The 22699-nt window shown below is 68.4% G+C and carries 20 protein-coding genes and 1 pseudogene; 10 read left to right on the top strand and 11 right to left on the bottom strand.

All coding sequences use genetic code 11. The annotated features are described in order from the left end of the window. Positions 1-137: zinc ribbon domain-containing protein (locus ACGFIV_RS33050; RefSeq protein ID WP_392838890.1), on the top strand; the 137-nt coding region annotated here is incomplete at its 5' end. A gap of 41 nt (positions 138-178) precedes the next feature. On the opposite strand, the gene ACGFIV_RS33045 is transcribed toward ACGFIV_RS33050, so the two are convergent. Both ACGFIV_RS33045 and ACGFIV_RS33040 read right to left on the bottom strand, forming a co-directional pair. Beyond that, complete coding sequence (locus ACGFIV_RS33045; protein ID WP_358561885.1) at positions 179-523, bottom strand: YciI family protein; 345 nt, start codon at positions 521-523, stop codon at positions 179-181. A gap of 421 nt (positions 524-944) precedes the next feature. Then, positions 945-2264, bottom strand: a complete 1320-nt coding sequence (locus ACGFIV_RS33040) for an FAD-binding oxidoreductase (RefSeq protein ID WP_358561886.1) — start codon at positions 2262-2264, stop codon at positions 945-947. A gap of 473 nt (positions 2265-2737) precedes the next feature. Between ACGFIV_RS33040 and ACGFIV_RS33035 the strand changes: the two genes are divergently transcribed. Together ACGFIV_RS33035 and ACGFIV_RS33030 are read left to right on the top strand one after the other, a co-directional pair. Beyond that, complete coding sequence (locus ACGFIV_RS33035; protein ID WP_392838887.1) at positions 2738-3955, top strand: methyltransferase domain-containing protein; 1218 nt, start codon at positions 2738-2740, stop codon at positions 3953-3955. Positions 3956-3957: 2 nt separating this feature from the next. Beyond that, complete coding sequence (locus ACGFIV_RS33030) at positions 3958-4686, top strand: class I SAM-dependent methyltransferase (RefSeq protein WP_358560855.1); 729 nt, start codon at positions 3958-3960, stop codon at positions 4684-4686. Between the two features lie 276 nt (positions 4687-4962). On the opposite strand, the gene ACGFIV_RS33025 is transcribed toward ACGFIV_RS33030, so the two are convergent. Together ACGFIV_RS33025 and ACGFIV_RS33020 are read right to left on the bottom strand one after the other, a co-directional pair. Beyond that, positions 4963-6075, bottom strand: coding sequence for a DegT/DnrJ/EryC1/StrS family aminotransferase (locus tag ACGFIV_RS33025; protein ID WP_358560858.1), 1113 nt, complete (start codon positions 6073-6075; stop codon positions 4963-4965). Between the two features lie 34 nt (positions 6076-6109). Next, a complete protein-coding gene (locus ACGFIV_RS33020) occupies positions 6110-7531 on the bottom strand; it encodes an NDP-hexose 2,3-dehydratase family protein (RefSeq protein WP_392838884.1) in 1422 nt (473 codons plus the stop codon). A gap of 220 nt (positions 7532-7751) precedes the next feature. Between ACGFIV_RS33020 and ACGFIV_RS33015 the strand changes: the two genes are divergently transcribed. Together ACGFIV_RS33015 and ACGFIV_RS33010 are read left to right on the top strand one after the other, a co-directional pair. Next, positions 7752-9101 (top strand): nucleotide sugar dehydrogenase, encoded by a 1350-nt coding sequence (locus ACGFIV_RS33015; RefSeq protein WP_358560864.1) that lies wholly within the window; start codon positions 7752-7754, stop codon positions 9099-9101. A 5-nt stretch (positions 9102-9106) separates the two neighbouring features. Further along, positions 9107-10120 carry an NAD-dependent epimerase/dehydratase family protein gene (locus tag ACGFIV_RS33010; protein ID WP_358560867.1) on the top strand — a complete coding sequence of 338 codons (1014 nt, stop codon included), beginning with the start codon at positions 9107-9109 and terminating at the stop codon, positions 10118-10120. A gap of 118 nt (positions 10121-10238) precedes the next feature. Here the strand turns inward: ACGFIV_RS33010 and ACGFIV_RS33005 are convergent, their stop codons facing one another. Both ACGFIV_RS33005 and ACGFIV_RS33000 read right to left on the bottom strand, forming a co-directional pair. After that, positions 10239-10982, bottom strand: coding sequence for a class I SAM-dependent methyltransferase (locus ACGFIV_RS33005; protein ID WP_392838881.1), 744 nt, complete (start codon positions 10980-10982; stop codon positions 10239-10241). Further along, positions 10979-11173, bottom strand: a complete 195-nt coding sequence (locus tag ACGFIV_RS33000) for a hypothetical protein (protein WP_358558138.1) — start codon at positions 11171-11173, stop codon at positions 10979-10981. The genes ACGFIV_RS33005 and ACGFIV_RS33000 overlap by 4 nt, the downstream gene beginning before the upstream one ends. A 384-nt stretch (positions 11174-11557) precedes the next feature. Here ACGFIV_RS33000 and ACGFIV_RS32995 point away from each other — a divergent pair, with 384 nt between their 5' ends. From ACGFIV_RS32995 to ACGFIV_RS32975, 5 genes are all read left to right on the top strand, one after another. Further along, positions 11558-12847, top strand: coding sequence for an activator-dependent family glycosyltransferase (locus tag ACGFIV_RS32995; RefSeq protein WP_392838878.1), 1290 nt, complete (start codon positions 11558-11560; stop codon positions 12845-12847). Between the two features lie 217 nt (positions 12848-13064). Beyond that, positions 13065-13937 (top strand): glucose-1-phosphate thymidylyltransferase RfbA, encoded by an 873-nt coding sequence (gene rfbA / locus ACGFIV_RS32990; protein WP_358558132.1) that lies wholly within the window; start codon positions 13065-13067, stop codon positions 13935-13937. A gap of 192 nt (positions 13938-14129) precedes the next feature. Next, on the top strand, positions 14130-15206 hold the full coding sequence (locus tag ACGFIV_RS32985; protein ID WP_392838876.1) for an NADH:flavin oxidoreductase/NADH oxidase: 1077 nt from the start codon (positions 14130-14132) through the stop codon (positions 15204-15206). Positions 15207-15489: 283 nt separating this feature from the next. After that, positions 15490-16683: an acyl-CoA dehydrogenase family protein gene (locus tag ACGFIV_RS32980; RefSeq protein WP_358558126.1), complete on the top strand. Its 1194-nt coding sequence runs from the start codon at positions 15490-15492 to the stop codon at positions 16681-16683. 91 nt (positions 16684-16774) lie between these two features. Next, entirely contained in the window at positions 16775-17548 is a 774-nt protein-coding gene (locus ACGFIV_RS32975) for a maleylpyruvate isomerase N-terminal domain-containing protein (RefSeq protein ID WP_358558123.1), read from the top strand. A gap of 190 nt (positions 17549-17738) precedes the next feature. Here ACGFIV_RS32975 and ACGFIV_RS32970 read toward each other — a convergent pair. The 5 genes and pseudogenes from ACGFIV_RS32970 to ACGFIV_RS32950 all read right to left on the bottom strand — a co-directional run. After that, positions 17739-17948 (bottom strand): annotated as a pseudogene (locus ACGFIV_RS32970) (beta-galactosidase); the annotation flags it as partial. A 96-nt stretch (positions 17949-18044) separates the two neighbouring features. Beyond that, positions 18045-18755, bottom strand: coding sequence for a DUF624 domain-containing protein (locus ACGFIV_RS32965; protein WP_392838873.1), 711 nt, complete (start codon positions 18753-18755; stop codon positions 18045-18047). Between the two features lie 64 nt (positions 18756-18819). After that, a complete protein-coding gene (locus ACGFIV_RS32960; RefSeq protein ID WP_392838871.1) occupies positions 18820-20457 on the bottom strand; it encodes an extracellular solute-binding protein in 1638 nt (545 codons plus the stop codon). Between the two features lie 63 nt (positions 20458-20520). Beyond that, positions 20521-21393, bottom strand: a complete 873-nt coding sequence (locus ACGFIV_RS32955) for a carbohydrate ABC transporter permease (protein WP_358558114.1) — start codon at positions 21391-21393, stop codon at positions 20521-20523. Continuing rightward, positions 21390-22328 (bottom strand): ABC transporter permease subunit, encoded by a 939-nt coding sequence (locus ACGFIV_RS32950; RefSeq protein WP_358558111.1) that lies wholly within the window; start codon positions 22326-22328, stop codon positions 21390-21392. Before ACGFIV_RS32950 ends, ACGFIV_RS32955 begins: the two co-directional genes overlap by 4 nt. Positions 22329-22699: the final 371 nt, after the last annotated feature.

Here is a 22699-nt window from a genome sequence, read left to right as displayed (position 1 = left end):
GCGCCGCGGACAACCGCCTCACCCAAGCCGAGTTCGCCTGTACGGCGTGCGGGCATACCGCGCACGCCGACGTGAACGCGGCTGTCAACATCCTCAGGGCAGGGCTTGCCCTTCGCCTGGCCGCGCAAGCGGCTTAGCGAGAAGCCGCTCCCCTTCAGGGAGCGGAGGAGTCACCGGGTCAGATCTCGAACTCGGCCACCGGCCGCACCACGACCGCCCCTCCGCCACGCGCGCCGGGGCAGCGGGCGGCCCAGTCGAGCGCGACGTCGAGGTCGGGCACGTCGATGACGTAGTAGCCGCCGAGGACCTCGCGGGTCTCGGCGAACGGCCCGTCGGTGACGGTCCGCTCACCTGCCGGGCCGACCTGGACGGTCGTGGCGGTGGTCAGGTCGGCCAGCGAGTCCCCCGCGACCCAGATCCCCGACTCCTTGACCGCCTTGTCGTAGCTCATCCAGTCCTCGAAGCTGCCCTCGCCGGCCGCGTCGTTCGTCGCGGCGCTGTAGATCAGCAACATGTATTTCATGGTCCGACTCCTTTGTGATCTGTTCCGTCCTCGCGCGGCGGGTCGCCGTACACCATGACGACGAATGGGACCAGGTCGGATCGACACGCCCCGGAGATTTCGCGCCGAGGATTTCGGCGGGCCTCGGCCGGCATGGCATCCGCGAGTCGCCGGCTCGGCGAAGCCGCCGGGGCGAACGATCACCTCGACCTGGGCATGCGCCACAGCTCAACGGTGATCGCGGTATTTCGACTGGTCAGGCATGTTGCTTACGAGCATACGCACCGGGAGCCATGGGCTCGGACCGGGAGGCCGGGGGCCGGACGGTGGTCGACTGGAAGGTCCTCGGGAGTCGGTTCGAGGCCTTGGCGTCGAGGTCCTGAAATGGTTCAGCGGAGGTTCCTCGATCACAGAGGAACCTCCGCTGACGCGACGCGTGAGATCAGGCGGTCGCCGGGGGGATGTTCTGGTTGAGCCGGAACAGGTTGGTCGGGTCGTACTCGGCCTTGATCGCCCTGAGCCGGTCCCAGGTCGCGCCCGGGTACGCGGCCCGGACCCGGTCCGCGCTCTCATCCTGCAGGAAGTTGACGTACGCCCCGGAGTCACTCTGGCGAAGGGCCTCCGAGAACTCGATCACCCAGGCCTCGCGAACGGCCCGCTCCTCGGCGCCCTCGTAGAACGCCGCGACGTTCACCATGATCTTGCTGTTGCGGTGCGCGAACGCGGTGGCGTCGACCGGCACGCGGGCCATCTCCCCGCCGAGCACCCGGAGCTGTACGGCGCGCATGGACGCGTCGGAGGACTCCAGATACTCCACGATCGTGTCGGCCACATCGCCGTCGACCCCGTCGATGAACATCGTCCGCGCCACCGCGGTCGCTTCCTCGGCTTCCTCCTCCGGCGGGAACATCCCCGAGTAGGGCATGGTCTGGATCATGTCGGCGAGAGGCGTGGCCAGCGCGCGGAACGGCGCGATGGCCTCGTTACCGGCCTCGGTGTCGCCGGCGTAGGCCATGAGGGCGATGAGGATCAGCTGACCGTGCTGCTCCTCGGGCAGGAACGGCATCGGGGGCGCGGGCATGACGTTGGCGATCGTCGAGAGCTCCTCCGGCGCGGCCTCCGCCGCGGCGATGAACGAGGCGATGATCTCGGACGTCGCCGGCAGCATCAGCATCCCGCCCACGATCGACTCGACCGGGTGCAGCCGGAAACGCAGACGGGTGACGACACCGAAGTTGCCGCCGCCGCCGCGGATCGCCCAGAACAGGTCAGGATGGGTCTCCTCGTCCACGTGGAGCAGCTCGCCATCCGCGGTCACGACCTCGGCGGCCAGCAGGTTGTCGATGGCGAGGCCATGCTTGCGGACGAGGAACCCGACGCCGCCTCCGGTCGTGATCCCGCCGATCCCGACGGAGCCGGTGTCCCCGAAACCGGTGGCCAGCCCGTGCTCACCCACCGCGGTGGTGTACCCGCCCGCGGTCAGCCCGCCCTGGGCCCACGCGGTCCGGCCCTCGACATCGATCTCCAGCGCGTTCAGGTCTCTGAGGTCGAGCACGATGCCGCCCTCGGAGACACTGTGGCCGGCGTTGCTGTGGCCGCCGCCCCGGACGGCCAGTTCTATCCCGCTCTCGCGGGCGAACGTGATGACGCGCGCGACGTCGGCGGCGTCGGCCGCCCGCACGATGGCCGCCGGCCGGCGGTCGAATCCGCCGTAGTAGACGGCCCGCGCCTGGTCGTACCCCTCGTCATCCGGCTCGATCACCCTACCGCTGATGGTGTCACGAAGGCTTGAAATCGTGACAGGGGAGACATTTACATGCATAAGGGAACTCCTTCGCGGCTGTCTTGGCCTGCCGCTCGTCGCTGACAGAGAATGCCGTGCTCATGTTCCCGCGATGACGGAGTCATCAATCAGGGATTCAACTCTATGAATGATTCCGTGTGGAGAATCGGCTTTCAACCCGAATAGGGGTAGGGGTGGGGTCGTCAAACCGCCGCGCCCTGTCAGGCTGGGAGGCTGGCCACCTGGCGGCGCACACGGGCGATCCCCCATGCCTTTTTCGACACGCTTTGTCCGAAAAGAGGTCTTTGCACGGCGGTCGCCGCGGAGTGCGGTTCCCGGCGCACGCTGGGAGATGCGCCCTCGCCCGCGCGGCGACATGCTGGGCCGTGGGCCCGACGACATCCGTTTCACGAGCGGCCGACAGCGGCCGGTGAAGAAAGGTGGAGGCACCGGTGACCGAATGCCGAATCTGCGGCGGTGTGGTCGAGGAGTTCCTGGATCTCGGACGCCAGCCGCTCTCCGACGCTTTCCCGCGCCCGGACGACGTCGACGGTGAGTTCTTCTACAGGCTCGCCGTCGGACACTGCGTGGACTGCACGATGGTCCAGTTGATGGAGGAGGTTCCGCGCGAGCGGATGTTCCACGAGGACTACCCGTACCACTCGTCCGGCTCTTCGGTGATGCGGGAGCACTTCACCCGGACCGCGCTGAACTTCATCGAGACCGAGCTCACCAGCGAGGACCCGTTCTTCGTCGAGATCGGCTGTAACGACGGGGTCCTGCTGCGGACGATCGCCGAGTCCGGGATCCGCCACCTGGGATTCGAGCCCTCCGTGGGCGTGGCGAACGTCGCCCGGGAGCGGGGTGTGCGCGTACGTACCGACTTCTTCGAGGAGTCGACCGCCGCCGCCGTCCGCGAGTCCGACGGGCCGGCCGACGCGATCTTCTCGGCCAACACCATCTGCCATATTCCGTACCTGGACTCGCTCCTCCGCGGTGTGGACGCGCTGCTCACCCCCACCGGCATCTTCGTCTTCGAGGACCCCTATCTGGGGGACATCGTGAAGAAGACGTCCTTCGACCAGATCTACGACGAGCACTTCTACCTGTTCTCGGTCCGCTCCGTGCAGGCGATGGCCGAGCGGTTCGGGTTCGAGCTGGTGGACGTGGAGCGGAAGCCGGTGCACGGCGGGGAGGTCCGTTACACGCTCGCGCGTGCCGGCGCCCGGCAGCCGACCCCGGCGGTGGCCCAGATGCTCGCCGAGGAGAACGCCCAGGGCCTGGAGAAGCCCGAGGTGCTCCAGGGCTTCGCGTCGTCGGTGAACCGCATCCGCGACGACCTGGTCAGCCTGCTGCGTTCCCTGCGGGCGGACGGCAAGACCGTCGTCGGCTACGGGGCGACGGCCAAGAGCGCGACCGTCACCAACTTCTGCGGCATCGGCCCCGACCTGGTCTCCTACGTGTGCGACACGACCCCGGCCAAGCAGGACCGGCTGTCACCCGGGGTGCACATCCCGGTCAGGTCGACGGACGCCTTCACCGCGTCGTATCCGGACTACGCGCTGCTCTTCGCCTGGAACCACGCCGAGGAGATCATGGCGAAGGAGGAGCGGTTCCGCGAGGCCGGCGGCCAGTGGATCCTGTACGTGCCCGAAGTCCGGGTGGACTGACCATGGAAGACCTGTCGCCGATCTACCACAACGCCGAGATCTACGACGCCCTCTACCAGGGGCGCGACAGGGCGTACGAGGCCGATTCCCAGAAGCTGGTCACGTACGTCCGGGAGCGCAACCCCTCCGCCTCGGCGCTGCTCGACGTGGCCTGTGGCACCGGGAGGAACCTCCGCAGCTTCGCCGACGCTTTCGAGCATGTCGAGGGCGTCGACCTGGCCGAGGACATGCTCCGGGTCGCCCAGAAGAGGCTGCCGGGGGTGCCGCTGCACCAGGGCGACATGAAGGACTTCCGTCTCGACCGGAAGTTCGACGCGGTCACCTGCCTGTTCAGCGCGATCGGCTACCTGGACGACGCCGAGCAGCTGAACGCGGCGCTGCGCTGCTTCGGCCGGCATCTCAACCCGGGTGGGGTCATCATCGTCGAGCCCTGGTACTTCCCGGAGAACGCGCTGTCCGGGCGCGTCATGGGTGACGTCGTCACGGTCGACGGGCAGACCATCGCCCGGCTCTCTCACACGGTGGTGGAGGGCCGGGTCCACCGCATGACGGCGCAGTATCTGGTGGCCGATCCCCAATCCAGTATCCGGCACTTCACCGACCTCCACATGCTGTCGTTGTTCACGCGGCAGGAGTACGAGACGGCCTTCACCGAGGCGGGCGCCACCAGCGTCGAGTTCCTCGAAACCGGCCGCGACCGGCCGGGACTCTTCGTCGGCGTCAAGGCCTGAGCCTCGATCCACCGAGCGGTACCCGGCCTAGGGCCGTGGAACACGCCCGGCTGCCGGCGGCACACGCCGCCGTCAGCCGGGCGTGTTCGCGTTCGCGGACATGAAACCCATCTGTTGGGGTTCGCGTAGATGAGATTCATGGGAGGACACGCTCGTCGAGCGCTTCGGCGTCCCGGACAGCACGAGGCGGTCGCCGGACAGCACGACGCGCCGATCCCGGCATGAGGGCGATGGAGACCCATTCATGCGGGATCGGCGCGTCGGGGCCGCGAGCCGTCAGCCGCGGGCGAGGATCTTGCGGAGGGCGGTGATGACCTTGTCCTGGATGTCCACGGGCAGCGACGGGTACATCGGAAGGGAGAAGATCTCCTTCGCCGCGGCCTCGGTCACCGGGAGGTCACCGGTACCCCAGCCGAGGTGGGCGAATCCGGTCATGGTGTGCACCGGCCACGGATAGCTGATGTTGAAGTGGAAGTCGAACTCCCGGAGCGCCTTGAGGATCTCGTCCCGCTCGGGGTGGCGCACGACGTAGACGTAGTACACGTGGTCGTTGCCCGGGGCGAGCCGCGGAAGGATCAGCTCGGTGTCCTCAAGTCCCTCCGCGTAACGCCGTGCGAGCTCACGGCGGCCGGCGATGTACTCGTCCAGCCTGCGGAGCTTGCGGCGCAGGATCTCGGCGTGCACCTCGTCGAGCCGCGAGTTGTGGCCCGGCGTGCTCACCACGTAGTAGAGCTCCTCCATGCCGTAGCGGCGCAGCCGGCGCAGTCTCTCCTCGGCCTCGTCGTCTGAGGTGATCACGGCGCCCGCGTCGCCGTACGCGCCGAGGACCTTGGTGGGGTAGAAGGAGAACGCCCCCGCGTCACCCGTCGCCCCGGCCAGGCGGCCGTTGTTCGCGTGCGCCCCGTGCGCCTGGGCGCAGTCCTCCAGGAGCTTCAGGCCGTGCTGCGCCGCCAGCTGCTGGAGCGGGGCGAGATCCACGCACTGGCCGTACAGGTGTACCGGGACCAGGCACTTGGTCCGGTCGGTGATGGCGGCGGCCACCTTGCCGGTGTCCATCAGGTAGGTGTCGGGATGCACGTCGACGAACACGGGGGTGGCGCCCACCCCGTCGATCGCGAGCACGGTCGGCGCCGCGGTGTTGGACACGGTGATGACCTCGTCGCCGGGACCGACACCGAGCGCCTGCAGGCCGAGCTTGACCGCGTTGGTGCCGTTGTCGACCCCGACGCAGTGAGCCGCGCCGTTGTAGGCGGCGAACTCCTGCTCGAAGCTCCGCACGCTCTCGCCGAGAATGAGCTGATCCGAGCGGAATACGGTGTCGACCGCGTCGAGGATGTCCTCGCGCTCGTTCTCGTACTCCCGCCGGTGGTCCCATACATGAATGGCCATCGGTGCACGAACTCCTTCGGGATCGATTTCTCTTTCAGAGGTTGTTCAGGCACAAGAGCAGGGTCCTGGCCTCGATGCTGAGGTAGTAGCTGTGCCGTTGCAGCGCCAGCAGTTGCTCGACCGTCATCCACGCGAAGTCCGGCGGCACCCGTAGCGAGAAGTCGTCGCCGGCCTCCACCACGAGGTACCGGGTCTCGGCGTAGTGGAAGCGCCCGCCCTCCTCGGACTGCACGACGTCATAGAGGACGCCCTGGCGCGCGGACAGCATGTGGTCGAGGAACTCCGGGCGGCGCTCCGCCGGGGTGCCCGCGTAGTCGTCCATCATGAACCGCACGGTGGGGCCGAGCTCCACCGTGTCCCGGTTGCCCGGCAGGACCTCGGCGCGCACCAGCGCGTGCAGCCTCCCGCCGATGCGCCGGACCACCAGTCCCGCCAGGCCGAGGCCGTGCGGCGCCAGCAGCGGCTGCTTCCAGCTGTGCACCTCGCGGGTCCGGGCGTTCACCCGGACGCCGACGATGCTGAAGTTCCCGCTACCCTCCGGGGAGATCTTCTCGGTGTCCCTGCGCCACCCCACGACGGAGTTCAGCGGGACCAGCCGGGCGGACAGCTCGTACTCGCTCTTGCGGCCGGTGAACCAGCTGAGGATCTCCGTCATCGTGTGCAGGCCGTCCGGCTCCGTGGAGTCCGGCGGGGCGCCGTCGTAGACGTCCTCGCCGTCGGGTCCCCTCGCGGGGCCCGCGATGGGCAGGCACCCGAGGACCGTACGGGCGTCCATGTTCATGACGTTGCGCCGCTGGAGCAGTCTGCCGATCTGCCCGAGGGTCAGCCAGCAGAAGTCCTCGTGGAGGGGCACGTCGTCGGTGACCTCGACCACGACGTTCCGGTTGCGCTTCAGGTGGAACCAGGCGCCCTGCTCCGACTGGAGGATGTCGACGAGGACCCGGCCCCTGTCCGGCTCGGTGAAGTACTCGACGTAGGGGGCGCGCGTTCCGCGATGCACCTGGGTGTAGTTGCTTGACGTCGCCTGGACCGTGGGGGACAACTGCACCAGGTCGGCGTTGCCGGGTTCCATCTTGGCCTGCAGCAGGAAGTGCAGGACGCCGTCGAACTCCTTGGCGATGATTCCGAGAATGGCGATGTCCCGTTGCACGAGAATGGGTTGCCACCACTCCCTGACATGACCGTGGTTCGTCCTGACGTGCAGGCCCTCCACACTGAAGAACCGGCCACTGTGGTGTTCCAGATTCCCGGTGTCCGCGGCGTAGCGCCATCCATTCGGCTCGGTCAGTTCGTCCAGCGGGATTATGGTGCTCTCGAACGGTTGCCTTCTCTTCCCGTCGAGCCAGCCTTCGACGTCGGGGCTCATCCGAGACGCGGTCGTTCGTGCCGATGCGGTCACGCGGGCGGCGATGCCGACGGGCGTGCTGACGTCGAGCTGATTGAGTCGCGCAGGCACCAGTGGCCCCCCATGAGGTCGTATGACTGCCTGCATCGTCGTACGGCCGGGCTTTGCGCTGCATCTTCTGGATTGCGGTGAGGCCGGGGCGATCCGGGGCCAGAACAGCCGCGAATCCGGTCCCGATGAAAAGGTCACGGCATTACAGGAGATGCGTCGCCGACGTACCGGTCGCACGCTGTTGGTATGCCAACCGGCACATCCTGAGAGTGGGTGACCCATGAAATTCTTGTCTGATCAGGGGAATACCTCGGCCGCCATAATCGGAATGGGTTATGTGGGATCGACCGTAGCGGCGGTCCTTGCCGATGAGGGCGTGGACGTCGTGGGAATCGAGGTCGACCCGGGGCTGGTCGCTCAGTTGGAGCAACGCCGTTGCTGGTTCAGCGAGCCGGGGCTGCCCGAGCTGCTGTACAGCGGCCTTGACTCGGGCCGGCTGCGGGTGACCACCGAGTACGACCTGGTCTCCGAAGTGGACGTGGTGGTCATCGCCGTTGGCACGCCGGTGCGGGACACCGAGCTCGTCGATGTGTATTTGCGGAGCGCGTGCACCGAACTGGCCAAGCGTCTGCGCAAGGGCCAGCTTGTCATCTTGAAGAGCACTGTGCCTCCGGGCGTGTCGAGGAACCTCGTCGCGCCCCTGCTGGAGGCCGGCGGGCTGAAGGTGGGCGAGGACATCGGACTGGTCTTCTGCCCCGAGCGGCTGTCGGAGGGGCAGGCGCTGCAGGAGATGAGGACTTTCCCGATCGCCGTCGGCGGATGGTGCCCCGACAGCGTGGCCGCCGCGGCCGCGTTCTGGCAGCGGACGCTCGGCAACGAGATCATCACCTGCACCTCGACCGAGAGCGCCGAGGTGGTCAAGCTGGCGAGCAACTGGTGGATCGACCACAACATCGCCATGGCCAACGAGCTGGCCAAGCTGTGCGCCGTGCTGGACGTCGACGTGCTTGAGGTCATCGCCGCGGCCAACACGATGCGCAAGGGCACCGGAAACGTCAACATCCTGCTCCCGAGCGTGGGCGTCGGCGGGTCGTGCCTGACCAAGGACCCGTGGATGGTGTGGCGCGCCGCCCGCGACCACGACATCGCGCTGGACACGATCCCCGTCGCGCGGGAGGTCAACGACTCCATGCCGGCCTACACCGTCGATCTGATCGTCGAGGAGCTGGCCAAGTCCGGCCTGCGGCTGGAGGAGACGAAGATCGCGGTGCTCGGCGTGTCGTTCAAGAACAACACCGGCGACCTTCGCGCGACCCCGGTGCTGCCGGTCGTGACCAAGCTGCAGCAGGGCGGGGCCGAGGTCGTCATCTACGACCCGCTCGCCGACTCCGGCGAGGTCGAGAAGATCTTCGGGCTGGCGCCGGTGGGGACGGCGCAGGAGGCGCTGGCAGGTGCCCACTGCATCGCCGTGCTGGCGGGGCACGACGAGTTCTCCGCGATCGATTTCGTCGCGCTCCGGGAGTCCGTGGCGCCGTCGTGCGTCATCCTCGACGGCCGCGCCTACTACTCGCGGGAGACAATCGACCGGTTCCGGCGGCATGGCTTCGCCTACCGGGGAATCGGAAGGTAACGGTCATGGCGCGGGTAGTGGTAACCGGAGGGTGCGGGTTCCTCGGCAGTCATCTGGTCGACGAGCTGGTCCGGCGGGGCGACGAGGTCACCGTGTTCGACGGCGGCGCGCCGCCCCCCGACCAGTCGCCGGCGCCGTCGGTCCGTTACGTGACGGGTGACATCAGGGACGCGTCGCAGCTGGCCGAGGTGGTGAAGGACGGCGTGGACACCGTCTACCACTTCGCCGCCGTCGTCGGGGTCGATCGGTATCTCGACCGTCCGCTCGACGTCATCGACATCAACCTGCTCGGCACCCGGAACGCGCTGGACCTCGCCACGAGGGCGGGCGCGAAGGTCGTGGTCGCGAGCACCAGCGAGGTCTTCGGGAAGAACCCCGCGGTCCCGTGGCGGGAGGACGACGACCGGGTGGTGGGCAGCACCGCCGTGGACCGGTGGTGCTATTCATCCAGCAAGGCGCTGGGCGAGCACCTCGCCTTCGCCTTCGCCCGCGAGCGCGGCCTCAGGACGGCCATCGTGCGCTTCTTCAACGTGTACGGCCCGAGGCAGCGGCCGGCGTTCGTCGTCAGCAGGAGCATCCACCGGGCCCTGAACGGAGAGCCGCCGGTGGTGTACGACGGCGGCGGCCAGACGCGGTGCTTCACCTTCGTGAAGGACGCGGTCGACGCGACGATCACCGTCGGCACGAGCGAGGCCGCCATCGGGGAGTGCTTCAACGTCGGCAGCTCGGTCGAGACCACGGTGGCCGAGCTGAGCGCCCTGGTCGCGGAGCTGACCGGCGTCGAGGCGGTCGTGCCGATCGAGACGCGGGACCGGCTCGGCGGCCGGTACCAGGACCTGCTCAGGCGGGTTCCGGACACGACCAAGATCGGCAGGAAACTCGGGTGGCGGTACGCGACGGATCTGCGCGAGGGGCTCGGCAGGACGATCGAGTGGGCGCGGGAGAACCCGTGGTGGCTCGACCTGGCCGACAGCGGCGCGGCGCCTGACAGCGGTCTGGCGGTGCCCTCACCCGCCTGAAACCGCCGTTGAGGGCCCCGGGCGGCATCCGCACGGGGCCAGAGGCGTCCCATCAGACAGGCCGGCGTCCGAGGAGCACTCGGCGCCGGCCTGTCCGATGGAACGGGCGGCGCGCCGGTCAGCGGCGGACCGCGACGAACAACCCTCTGCCGGCCAACCCCTCCTCCCAGTACTCCGCGTCACAACCCGCGCCGGCGAACGCGGCAAGATAGTCCTCACGCCGATAGACACCCATCACCTGGTCGTCGGTGCAGTGGCGGATGCCGTCGGCGTCGGCCACGATGAAATGCGTCTCAAGATGGTGCCTGCCGTCACGAAGGACGCCGTGCGAGACTCGCGCGACGGTCACGCCGTCGTCCCCGCGCACGATGTCGCCGACCACGGTGCCGTCGGTGGCCCTCTCCGGTGAGTACCACGGCTCCACGACGAGCACCCCTCCAGGGTTGAGATGTCGCGCCATGCAGGCGATCGCGGACGTCAACCCCGGCAACGGCAGAAAGGCGATCGAGCTGTTGAGACAGATCACCGCGTCGAACGTGCGGCCGAGCGCGAAGTCGCTCATGTCCCCGTCGTGGATCGGCACCCCCGGCAGTTTGCTCGTCGCCTGCTCCCGCATGGCGGGGGTGAGGTCGAGCCCTTCCACGTCGGGGAAAATGTCCTTCAACGAGCGCAGGTGCTCTCCGGTGCCGCAGCCGACGTCCAGCAGCGAACGGGCGTCGGGCCTGTGCGCCCGGATGTGCTGGGCGACGGCCCCCGCCTCGGCGGCGTAGTCCTTGCCTCGTGCGGTGTAGACGCGATCGAAAAGCCTGGCGTGCTCGGTGTCGAAAAGCGTGGAACGGGCGGTGAAAGCGGTTCTGGTCATTCCTTCGTCTCTTTCTCTGGAGGGCTTGCCGTTTGTCCTCGCAGAAACAACTCTTCGACATCGCGAGACCTCGGACCAGAGAAATCGACGGCAGCAAGCTGCACGTCGGTGACCGCTTTCTGCCAGCTGTGAATGCGGATTCTCCTCTCAGTGCCCATGCGAAACCGTCCGGCCGCGAAATGGGTCTCCACGCCGTCCGCCTCCGTTATGGGCCGCCCCCGGGGCGAGCGGGAAATCTGAATGCCGAATTGGACGGCTCCGCACTCCCCGTTGGCGCGGCCGCGCACGGCGCCGGGCCGGGATCGGTTGAACGCACCGCGTTCCCGTGATGGCCAAGCACGCAATCCAGAAGACGCTCACGACGGCCCCTGACGCCATACTGGGTACCGAACGTCGACTTCGAGTAAGGCCCCAGCGGTACGAAAAGCCGGCCGGATACCACCTACTGACGCGGCGACCTTTCGCGATGCGCGCCCCCCTGTTCCCGGCGTGCGAGGGGCCCCGCCGACCGGCTGCCGCTGGGCGCGTCACCTGGCATGGCCGCTGTCGCTCATCATCTAGAAGGAAGGGCTCCGATGCGGATCCTCTTCGTGACCAACCCCTTCAGATCACATCTGTACGTGCAGGTGCCGATGGCGTGGGCGCTCCGTAACGCAGGGCATGAGGTGTGCATCGCGGGTCCGCCGGATATGGCCGACGTCATCGCGAGCACCGGACTTCCCGGCGTGTCGATCGGCGAGATGCTTGTCCTTGAGGAGAAGGTCATGCAGGTGCCGCCGATCGAGGGGGCGACGGGGCCCGCCGACCCTCGCGGCCAGCGCACCGGGAAGTCCGTGCAGACCGACTTCGGCTGGGGCGATCCGTACATCGAGTTCAAGGACCTCATCTCAGGCGTGCGCGGGGTGTTCTACCCGGACTCCACGGTCGACGACCTGGTGAGCTTCGCTCGTACGTGGCGTCCCGACCTGGTGATCACGGACCCGACCGCTCTGCCCGGCGCGGTGGCGGCCCGCGCCGTCGGCGCGGCGCATGCCCGGATGCTGTTCACCGTTGACAGGCTGGCGCAGCTCCGTGCGGCCTGCCGTGACCGGCTCGAATCCGAGGGCGACCCGCTGCGCGACTGGCTGCAGCCGCTCATGGAGCGGGTCGGCTCCGAGTTCGACGAGTCGGCGGCGGTCGGCCAGTGGACCCTGTCCCCCATGCCGCTGTACGTCTGGCGGCCGCAGGGCGTGCACTACGTGCCGATGCGCAACGTCCCGTTCAACGGCCCCGCGACGACGCCGAAGTGGGTGTACGAGGAGCCCACCCGCAGGCGCGTCTGCATGACGCTGGGCATCTCACACCGGGACGCCAACATCGAGGGCACGTCGGCTTCGGCCACCGAGCTCTTCGACGCGATCGCCGACCTCGACCTCGACGTGATCGCGACCTTCAACGCCAAGCAGCTAGAGTCGGTGCCGAAGCTCCCGGACAACGTCCGTACCGTCGACTTCGTCCCGTTGAACGCGCTGCTGCCCTCGTGTTCGGCGATCGTCCACGAAGGCGGCTGCGGGACCTTCGCGTCGGCGATCGAGCACGCCGTCCCGCAGGTCATCGTGCCCAACGACTTCAAGGTCGAGAAGTGGTGGGGTTCGGTGGCCATGGCCAACGCGGCGGAGAGCCGGGGCGCCGGGGTGTACGCGGTCAACGCCGGCAGCCTGACCGCCGACGTGCTGCGCGACAGTCTCAAGCTGGTCCTGGAGGACCCGTCGTACGCGGCGAACGCCGCTCAGCTGCGCACCGAGGTGCGATCCATGCCGAGCCCGAACGACGTCGTGCCGGTGCTGGAGAAGCTGACCGCCGAATACCGCACGTCGCGCCCCTGAACCGCTCTTCGATCTTGAGGGGTAGAGGGGTGCCGGCGTGAGCCCGCGACGCCGGCCGCCGGCCGATGGATGGCCGCCGGCGCCGGGGGCCGCACGGCCCCCGGACGCTCTGTCGCCCCTGGACGTTCCATGGCCGGCAGCGGGCTCACCATCTCGATCGGGCCGCCGGCCCGCGCATCCCCACCCCTGACCTACGAATCGAAGAACGGACCGGAAGATGAAGGGAATCGTTCTCGCCGGGGGCAGCGGTACACGGCTGTTCCCGCTGACCTTGGTGACGTCCAAGCAGCTGCTCGCCATCTACAACAAGCCGATGGTGTACTACCCGCTCTCCGTGCTGATGCTGGCCGGGATCCGGGACATTCTGATCATCTCCACGCCGTCGGCCGTCCCCGTCATGCAGAGCCTGCTCGGCGACGGCTCCAAGCTCGGCCTGAACCTGACCTACAAGGTGCAGGACGAGCCGCGCGGCATCGCCGAGGCGTTCCTGATCGGCGCCGACCACATCGGTGGCGACAGCTCGGCGCTGATCCTCGGCGACAACCTCTTCCACGGTGCCGGATTCCCGGAGTTGCTGCGCCACGCGCGGGAATCGCTCGATGGCTGCACCCTGTTCGGGTACCCCGTGCCCGACCCGGAGCGGTACGGCATCGGCGAGGTCGACTCCGAGGGCATGCTGGTCTCCATCGAGGAGAAGCCGGTGCTCCCGCGCTCCGACAACGCGATCGCGGGCCTGTACTTCTACGACAACCAGGTCGTCGACATCGCCCGGGGGCTCGCCCCCTCGGCGCGCGGCGAACTGGAGATCACCGACGTCAACCTCGAATACCTCAGGCGGGGCCGGGCGAGACTGATCGGGCTGGGCCGTGGCTGCACCTGGCTCGACTGCGGCACCTACGACTCCCTGCTGGCCGCCAGCCAGTACGTGCAGGCCGTCGAGAAGCACCAGGGTGAGCGGGTGGCCTACCTGGAGGAGATCGCCCTGCGCATGGGCTTCATCGACGCGGAGGCCTGCTACCAGCTCGGCGCCGAAATGCGGCAGTCGAACTACGGCCGGTACCTCACGGAGATCGCTTACGCGCTGGACTGAGCGGTCCCACCGCGTACACGGGTCACCTCGGCCCGGGGCACGGCCCGCCCGGGTTCCGCCGTGCCGAGGTGACCGGCGGCGAGCGGAGCCCGGGGCACCGCTCGCCCGGGTTCCAACGCGCCGAGGTGACCGGCGGCGAGCGGGCCGTACGGTGGGACGTCGCGAGCGAACAAGGTCGAACGAGGAGATCCCATGCTTTTCGCGCCGCTCACCCTGCGGTCCCTCACCATCCCCAACCGCGTGTGGATGGCGCCGATGTGCCAGTACTCGGCCGCCACCGACGGCCCGGACACCGGAGCGCCTGACGACTGGCACTTCGCCCACCTCGCGGCGCGGGCGGTGGGCGGCGCCGGGCTGATCCTCACCGAGGCCACCGCCGTCTCCCCCGAGGGACGGATCAGCCCCGCCGACCTCGGGCTGTGGAACGACCGTCAGCAGGCGGCGTTCGGCCGGATCACCGGCTTCCTGTCCCGGCACGGCGCCGTGCCGGGCATCCAGCTCGCGCACGCCGGCCGCAAGGCCTCCGCCGACCGGCCCTGGCGCGGCGGCGCTCCCCTCGGCACCGGGGAAGGCGGCTGGCCCACGGTCGCGCCCAGCCCGGTTCCCTTCGCCGGCGGCTACCCGGTACCCGAGGAGCTGTCGGCCGGCGGGATCCGCGGCGTCGTCGCCGATTTCGCCGCCGCGGCCGAGCGCGCGCTGCGGGCGGGCTTCCAGGTCGTGGAGATCCACGGCGCGCATGGCTACCTGATCGGCGAGTTCCTCTCCCCGCACAGCAACCACCGCACCGACGCCTACGGCGGCCCGTTCGAGAACCGCATCCGTTTCGCCCTGGAGGTCGTCGACGCCGTCCGCGCCGTCTGGCCCGATGAGCTGCCGGTATTCTTCCGGATCTCGGCCACCGACTGGCTCCCCGACGGCCAGGGCTGGACCGTGGACGACACCGTGCGCCTGGCCAAGGAGCTGCTCGCCCGCGGCGTCGACCTGCTGGACGTCTCCAGCGGCGGCAACGCCTCGGGGGTGAGGATCGCCACCGGCCCCGGGTACCAGGTGCCGTTCGCGGCCCGGGTGCGCGCCGAGACCGGCTGGACGGTGGCCGCGGTCGGCCAGATCACCGACCCCCATCAGGCCGAGTCGATCCTCACCTCCGGTCAGGCCGACGCCGTCCTGCTCGGCCGCGAACTGCTGCGCGACCCCTACTGGCCGCAGCGCGCCGCCCGCGCGCTGGACGTGCCGCCACGCCGGCCCGAGCAGTACCTTCGCGCCAACTGAGATCCCCCCGGCCCGCGGCCGCGCACCTTCCGGCTTGCGGTTCTCGTACCGCCTCCCATCTGCGATTTCTTCCCCATTGCGCACTTCCCCACTGGTTCGGCCGTGCACGGTTCTACGCCTCTTCACGGTGTTACGCTCGATTTCGACCCGCCGGTCCGGTTGTCCGCAGACCTCGAACGTCGTCACACCCCCAGACATCTCGGAGTGTCCATTGTCGACTTGGAGCGCAACTCGCGTACCTGACGGACGGTTCGATACGCCTGTCACGCCGAACGGCCGAGCCTTGCTGGCCCTGATAGAGCAGGACGCCGCCCGGATCCGGGACGAGGCCGCCGACCACGACCGTTTCGGCGAGTTTCCGACGGAGACCTTCGAGCGGTTCCTGGACAACGGGGTCATGGCGGGCACCGTCCCCGAGGAGCTCGGCGGCCTCGGAGTCTCGCGCCTGTCCGACGTGGCGGCGGTGCTGGCCGCCGTCGCCGAGGCCGACGCCTCGACCGCGCTCGCCCTGCACGTGCAGTTCAGCCGTGGCCTGACCTTCGCCTACGAGTGGCAGCACGGCTCGCCGCCGGTGCGGGCGCTGGCGGAGCGGATGCTGCGGGGCATGGCGTCAGACCGGCTCGTGATCTGCGGCGGTGCGAAGGACCACCACACGGCGGTGACCCGGCTGACGCCCGACGGGCGCGGCGGCTGGCTGCTGTCGGGCCGTAAGACACTGGTGACCCTCGCGCCGATCGCCACCCACTTCCTGGTGCACACGCAGAAGGTCGTCGACGGCGAGCCGGTCACGCTCGCCGCCGCGATGCTCGACCGCGCGACCCCCGGGCTGACGGTCCTGCCCGAGTGGGACGGCCTCGGCATGCGGGCGTCGGGCACCTGCGACATCGTGTTCGACAACTGCCCGGTCGCCGAGGAGGACGTGCTACAGCGGGGAGTGATCGGCGCGCACAGTGACCGCGCGCTGGCCGGGCAGACCGTCAGCTCCATCACCATGCTCGGCATCTACGCCGGCGTCGCACGCGCCGCCCGCGACATCGCCGTCAGCACGGCCGCGCGCCGGTCGGCCGCGCCGTCGGCGGCCGTACGGGCCCTCGTCTCCGACATCGAGACCAACCTCTACACGCTCCGGGCCACGGCCACGGCGGCGCTCGCCAACGCCGACGACCTCAACGACGACCTCACCGGTGACCTGGACGAGCGCGGCAGGCGCATGATGGTGCCGTTCCAGTACGCCAAGCTGGCGGTGAACCGGCTGGCGAAGTCGGTGGTCGACGACTGCCTGACCGTCATCGGCGGCGCGGCGTACGGGGCGGCGCATCCGCTGTCGCGGCTCTACCGCGACGTGTGCGCGGGATGGTTCATGCAGCCGTACACCTATGTGGACGCGGTGGACTTCCTCAGCAGTCAGTCACTCGGCATCGACCGTGACAACAACTACATGAGCTACCGCGCGAACGCCGCCACCGCCGCACGCTGACGGTCGTGGTGGGCCGGATCCGATCGGACGGCGGCGACACCCGCCACGGAAATCCGGTGCAGGATGCCCGGGGGGCTGGTTCGATAGGGGGATGGACTCCTCCCGGCTCCTCAGCTGCTTCGAGCATGACTTCGCCCTGCTGCGCGCCGCCGTCGCCGGCGCCGATCCTTCAGCCCCCGTGCCGTCGTGCCCCGGCTGGTCCGTCGGCGATCTCGCGCGGCACGTCGCCAAGGTCTACCTGCACAAGGCCGAAGCCATCCGGCTCAATGCCTTCCCCGACGAGTTGCCGCCCGGCGTGCTCGACGCCGATCCCGTGACCTCGCTGGACAAGACCCACGCCCTGCTGACCGGGCAGTTCTCGGCGCACTCCCCCGCCGGCCCCGCGCCCACCTGGCACGAGCCCGATCAGACCGTCGGCTTCTGGATCCGCCGCATGGCCCAGGAGACGGTGATCCATCGCATCGACGCCGAGCTCGCGGCGGGCCGTCCGGTGTCCCCGGTCCCGGACGATCTCGCCTTCGACGGCATCGACGAGGTGCTGAGGCTGTTCGTCGGCTACGGGAGCACCCGCTGGCTGGACGACTTCGGCACCCTCCTCGACGCTCCGGACGAGCGGCCCGTCTCGGTCTCCACGAGCCACCACGCCTGGACGCTGAGGGCCGTCGCCGGCGAGGGCCCTCAGCCCGGCCATGTGGAGGTGAGTGACGCCGCCACGGGCTTCGACGGGGACGCGCTGGTGAGCGGGGACGCGATGCCGCTGCTGCTCTGGCTCTGGAACCGCGGCGACGACGCGTCCGTACGGATCTCCGGCGACGCGGCCCTGCTGAAGCAGTTCCACGCCCTGAGGACCGCCGCGACGCAGTGAACCTACAGCGCTCGCGCCACCAGTCCGCGGTCGCGGTGCGCCCGTCGGCGAACTGGACGGTTGAACCGCTCGTCCGGGCGCGCCGGCCAGTATTCGTCGATCTTCGCGCCGATGAGGGCGTGTAGTGGCGCATGACGGTGCCGGGGTAGCTGAAGTCGTTACGGGGCAGCCCGGCGACCTCCTCGTTGTACGCGGTGGGGCCGTACTCGTTGCCGATGTGCCACATCGCCAGTGCCGGGTGGTAGGAGTAGCGCTCGGCGAGCCTGGTGGTGATGTTCGCCGCGTACCGGCGGTAGATCGGCGACGAGGGGTCGTAGTGCTGACGGTTCCCGAAACCGAACGGCTCGCCGTCCGCCATGATCGGGAAGACCTCGGGGTGCAGACGGGTCAGCCAGACCGGGGGCGCGGTTCCTGAAGCCGTCCATGCGAGGGTTCGTCATTTCGAGTCCTCCTCTTGTGATGCCGCCGCGCCAGGACCGCCGAAGGCGAAGGCCCCTCAGACCGTGAACGCCTCGCGGACCTCGGCGATCACCGGGCGGCTGTTCAGCAGCAACACCGATGCGAGTACCGAGGCCAGCAGCGCCGGAACCACCTCGGAGGCGACCAGCGTGAGGCCGGCCGCCACGACCAGAAGGGCGGCGTTGCCCAGTGCGGCCCGGGGGGAACGGGTGAGGAAGTACGCGGCCAGGCGGGCCACGTCCCTCGCCCGGAACTCGAACAGGGAGGTGATCACCAGTGCGTTGGCCACCCAGAGGGTCGCCGCCACCGCGATGAGGACCGACAGCACGGCCCACCATCGCGGGACGCCGGCGGCGGCGAAGTTCGCGAGATTCGACCCGATGACGGCCAGCCACACCAGCCACGGGATCCACAGCTTCACGACCCCGCGGAAGTTGGCCCTGTACCCGCGCCAGAACGCCGCCGCCGGATGAAGCTCGGTGAGATCGAGGCGACGATGGTGCAACGCGTACACCGCCGCCGAGAGCGCGGGACCGACCGGAAGCAGGCAGGCCGCGGCCAGCGGGACGTCGGCCGCGTCACGGTCGAGAAGGACGAGCCCGACCAGGCCGGGCGAGGTGGCGGTCAGGAGCAGGAGCTCGACCACGAGCAGGGTGTAGACGAGAGCGGAGGCGCGTGAAAGGGGTCCTTCGCCGAACCGGCGTCCGGCCGTCGCATCGGTCATGGGAGACTCGGGCGGGGTCCGCATCGTCCTCCTTCGCTCACCACGCTCTCCGTTTCCGCCGCGCCCGGGAGCCTGCGGCCCCCCGCGGTCAGCCGTGTTGCTTCTTGAAGCGGTCGTAGGCGGTGTTCACCAGGTTGACGTAGGACGACATGTTCTTCCCTTCGAGTTCGCTGACGTAGGCGGCCCAATCGCCGAAGTCGCGCTTGCCAAGGATGAACTTCATCGTGTTCTGGGTGACGTGGTCCTTGAGCGGTGTCTGCCACAGCGTCACCTGCTCGCGCTCCTCGTCGGTGAGCGGGTGCGGAGGCGGCGCCGGCAGGGGCTTCCTCGCGTTCATCACCTTCTGGAACGCCACCTCCTCCTCGGAGAAGGTCGACTGGAGCAGCTCGGTGCTGCCGCCGTAGGCGAACACGCCGTTGGAGAAGCCGAAGTCCTTCTGCAGGTGCTTCGTCGCCTTGGGGTTGAGCCCGACGAAGTCGACGTCCGGCGCCAGCTTGTACTTCCCGGACGCGTCCTTGGTGTAGGTGACCCCGTCGACGCCCCATTTGGCGAACACCTGGCCCTCGTCGGAATACCAAAGCCAGTCGATGAACTGCATCATGGCGACGAAGTTCTTGCTGTCGCGGGCCTTCTTGGAGATCATGATGCCGTTCTCCAGGCGGGTGTTCCCCGCGCCGTACTTGATCGGCCCCAGCGGCCCGACGGGCAGGGGGATCTTGACGAGCACGGCCTTCGGATTCGCCTTCGAAAGCGGCGGCCGGTACTCGTTGACCAGCGTCTGCGCGTTCGAGCTGATCACGAAGGACTTGCCGGACACCAGCTTCTGGATCGCCAGGTCGTCGGTCTGCGTGAAGCTCTCCGGGTCGAGCAGCTTCTCCTCCACCAGGGTCTGAAGGTACTGCAGCATCTGCTTGTACTGGTCCATGGCACCGGTGAAGGCGAACTTGCCGGCGGCGGGGTCCCACGACATCCCGTCCCCGTAGCCCCAGCCTCCGGGGGCGCCGTAGGAGATGCCGATGATGTTCAGCAGGTTGGCGCCGGGCGTGAGGGTTCCCCAGCGGTCGGACATGGGGTAGCAGTCGGGGTACTCCTCCTTCATCGCCTTCAGCACCGTGCGCAGGTCGTCCCAGGTCTGCGGGATCTCAAGTCCCAGCTTGTCGAGAACGTCCTTACGGACCGCCAGGGAGTAGTCCACCCAGAAGTCCTCGTGGAGCCCGGGGAGCACGTAGTAGCGGCCGTCCGACTGCCGGAGCGTGTCCAGGTCGCCCTGGAGGTTCCACTTGGCGACCTTCTCCTTGAAGTTCGGCATCAGGTCGACGTAGTCGCTGACCGGGAGGATGGCGCCGGACGCGACGAAGGGGGTCTCCTGGCCGGGATAGGTCTTCGGGATGATGAACGGGGCGTCGCCGGCGCCGATCAGCAGGCTGCGTTTCTTCTCGTAGTCGCTGAGCGGCACCACGCTCGGCTCGATCTTCACGTTGGTCCGCTTGCTCAGCTCCGACCAGAACAGCCAGTCGTTCTTCATCGGGTAGAACGGGTGGTTGTTGTAGAGCATGGTGAACGAGAGCGGCGCGGCGGCCCTGAACCGGCCGCCGGCGCCGTAGCCGGGCATCGCGCCCTCCCGGTTCGCCGAGAAGTCGTCCCCCTTCTTCTTGGAGTCGTCACTGCCGCAGCCGGCCAGTGCGAGGAACGCGCCTACCGCGACCATCGCCTGACGCCGGTTCATCTGGTACATGGGAGTCCTTTCGCGCGGAACGGGGGGTGTGCGGAGGCCGCCGGAGGCGAGGGGCTATTGCTTGACCGCGCCGAGCATCACTCCTGTGACGAAGTACCGCTGGACGAAGGGGTAGATCCCCACGATGGGAAGGATGGTGAGCACCATCGTCACCGCCTTGATGTTGGCGGCCACCGTGAGGTCCATGGCGTCGGCTCCGACGGACGACGCGGTGGTGGCCCCGGCGATCAGGTTGCGCAGGTAGACGGTCACCGGGAACAGATCGGACTGACTCATGTAGAGGAAGGCGGCGAACCAGGAGTTCCAGAACGCGACGGCGTAGAAGAGCGTCATCGTGGCGATCACCGCCTTCGACAGCGGCAGCACGATCCGGAGCAGGATGCCGTAGGTGCCCATGCCGTCGATCGCGGCGGCCTCCTCCAACTCGACTGGCAGTCCCTCGAAGAACGTCTTCATGATCAGCAGGTTGAAGACGCTGATGGCGTTCGGGAGGACGACGGCCCAGATGCTGTCCTTCAGTCCGATGCCGGTGATCAGGACGTAGTTGGGGATGATGCCGCCGGAGAAGAACATGGTGAAGACGGCGATCCCGACCAGTGTCTTGCGGCCCTTGAGGTGCTTCTTGGACAGGACGTAGGCGTAGCAGGTGGTCAGGAGCATCGAGATCAACGTGGCCACGACCGTGTACACCACGGTGTTGCGGTAGTTCGTCCAGAACATCGGGTCGGAGACCACGTATTCGTACGTCTTGAGGGTGAACCCGCGTGGGACGAGGTTGACCTGACCGGACCGGATGAAGTTCTCGTCGCTCAGCGAGCGAGCGATGACGTTGATGAAGGGGTACAGGGTCACGATCACGACGCCGGCGAGCACGACGGCGTTGACCCCCTGGAACAGGCGATATCCCCTGGTTCTGTCCACTGTCACCACAGGCTCGTCCCAACCGCGCGACGGGAGATCAGGTTCGCCGACATGACCAGGGTCAGCCCGATCAGGGCCTCGAACAGGCCGATCGCCGCGGCGTAGCTGAAGTTGTTGGATTCGACGCCCATGCGGTACAGGTACGTGGAGATCACGTCGGCGGTCGGGTACGTCAGCGGGTTGTAGAGCAGGAGGATCTTCTCGAAACCGACCGCCATGAACGCGCCGATGTTCAGGATCAGCAGAGTGACCGCGGTCGGCCGGATGCCGGGGAGGGTCACGTGCCAGGTCTGCCGCCATCGGCCCGCGCCGTCGATCCGCGCCGCCTCGTACAGCTGGTCATCGATGGTCGTGAGCGCGGCGAGATAGAGGATCGTCCCCCACCCGACGGTCTGCCACATCTCCGAGGAGACGTAGATCGTGCGGAACCACTCCGGCTGCTGCAGGAACGTGATCGGGGCGTCGCCCACCACGCGCAGGACCTGGTTCACCGGCCCGTCGACCGACAGCAGCTCGATGACGAGACCGGCCACGACCACCATCGAGAGGAAGTGCGGCAGGTAGGACACCGACTGGACGAACCGCTTGAGGCGCCGGTGCCGGACCTCGTTGATCAGCAACGCGAGCACGATCGGCAACGGGAAGCAGAACAACAGGGTCAGCGCGCCGAGGAGCAACGTGTTGCCGAACACGTGCCAGAACGTCGGGTCGTTCAGGAACAGCCGCACGTAGCGCAGGCCCACCCACTTCTCGCCCAGCACGCTGCCGCCGGGCTCGAACTTCCGGAAGGCGATCACGTTGCCGATCATCGGCAGGTACCGGAAGACCACGAAGAACAGCAGGGGGAGGACGGCCAGCGAGTACAGCTGCCAGTCGCGACGCAGCGCCTGCCGCCAGGTGGGACCAGGTCGCCGCTTCCCGCGGGCGGGATCGGGCCTCACCTCGGAACGACCGGCCCTGGGAAAGCGCTTCCCGAGGGAGCCGACCTCGGGCCTGGCTCGCCCGGACGGAGACGACCGCATATCTCGCCGTCGTGTGGACTCACCAAAAGCGGGCCTCGATTCGTTCGGCGGCTGGTCGCTCATGCCATCCCCTCGGCCGACGACGGCGTCGTCCACATGTCGGCGACATGTCACGGTGAAAGGCCCGAAATTTTCGGAGTCACGCATTAATATTGCGGAAATATAGGAGCCCTGTCCAGGTTCGTCAAGAGGGTGGTCAACCACCACTCGGCCGGTTCCTCCAAGCCCTGTTCACAGCCCAGCGGCACTCCGGCATCGCACCCCAGGCCGAAACTTTCGGATCGACGAGA

The sequence above is a fragment of the Sphaerisporangium sp. NPDC049003 genome (assembly GCF_043197795.1).
Taxonomy (GTDB): Bacteria; Actinomycetota; Actinomycetes; order Streptosporangiales; family Streptosporangiaceae; genus Sphaerisporangium.
Note: the sequence above shows the minus strand (reverse complement) of the source record. Positions and strands in the feature narration are given on the sequence as shown.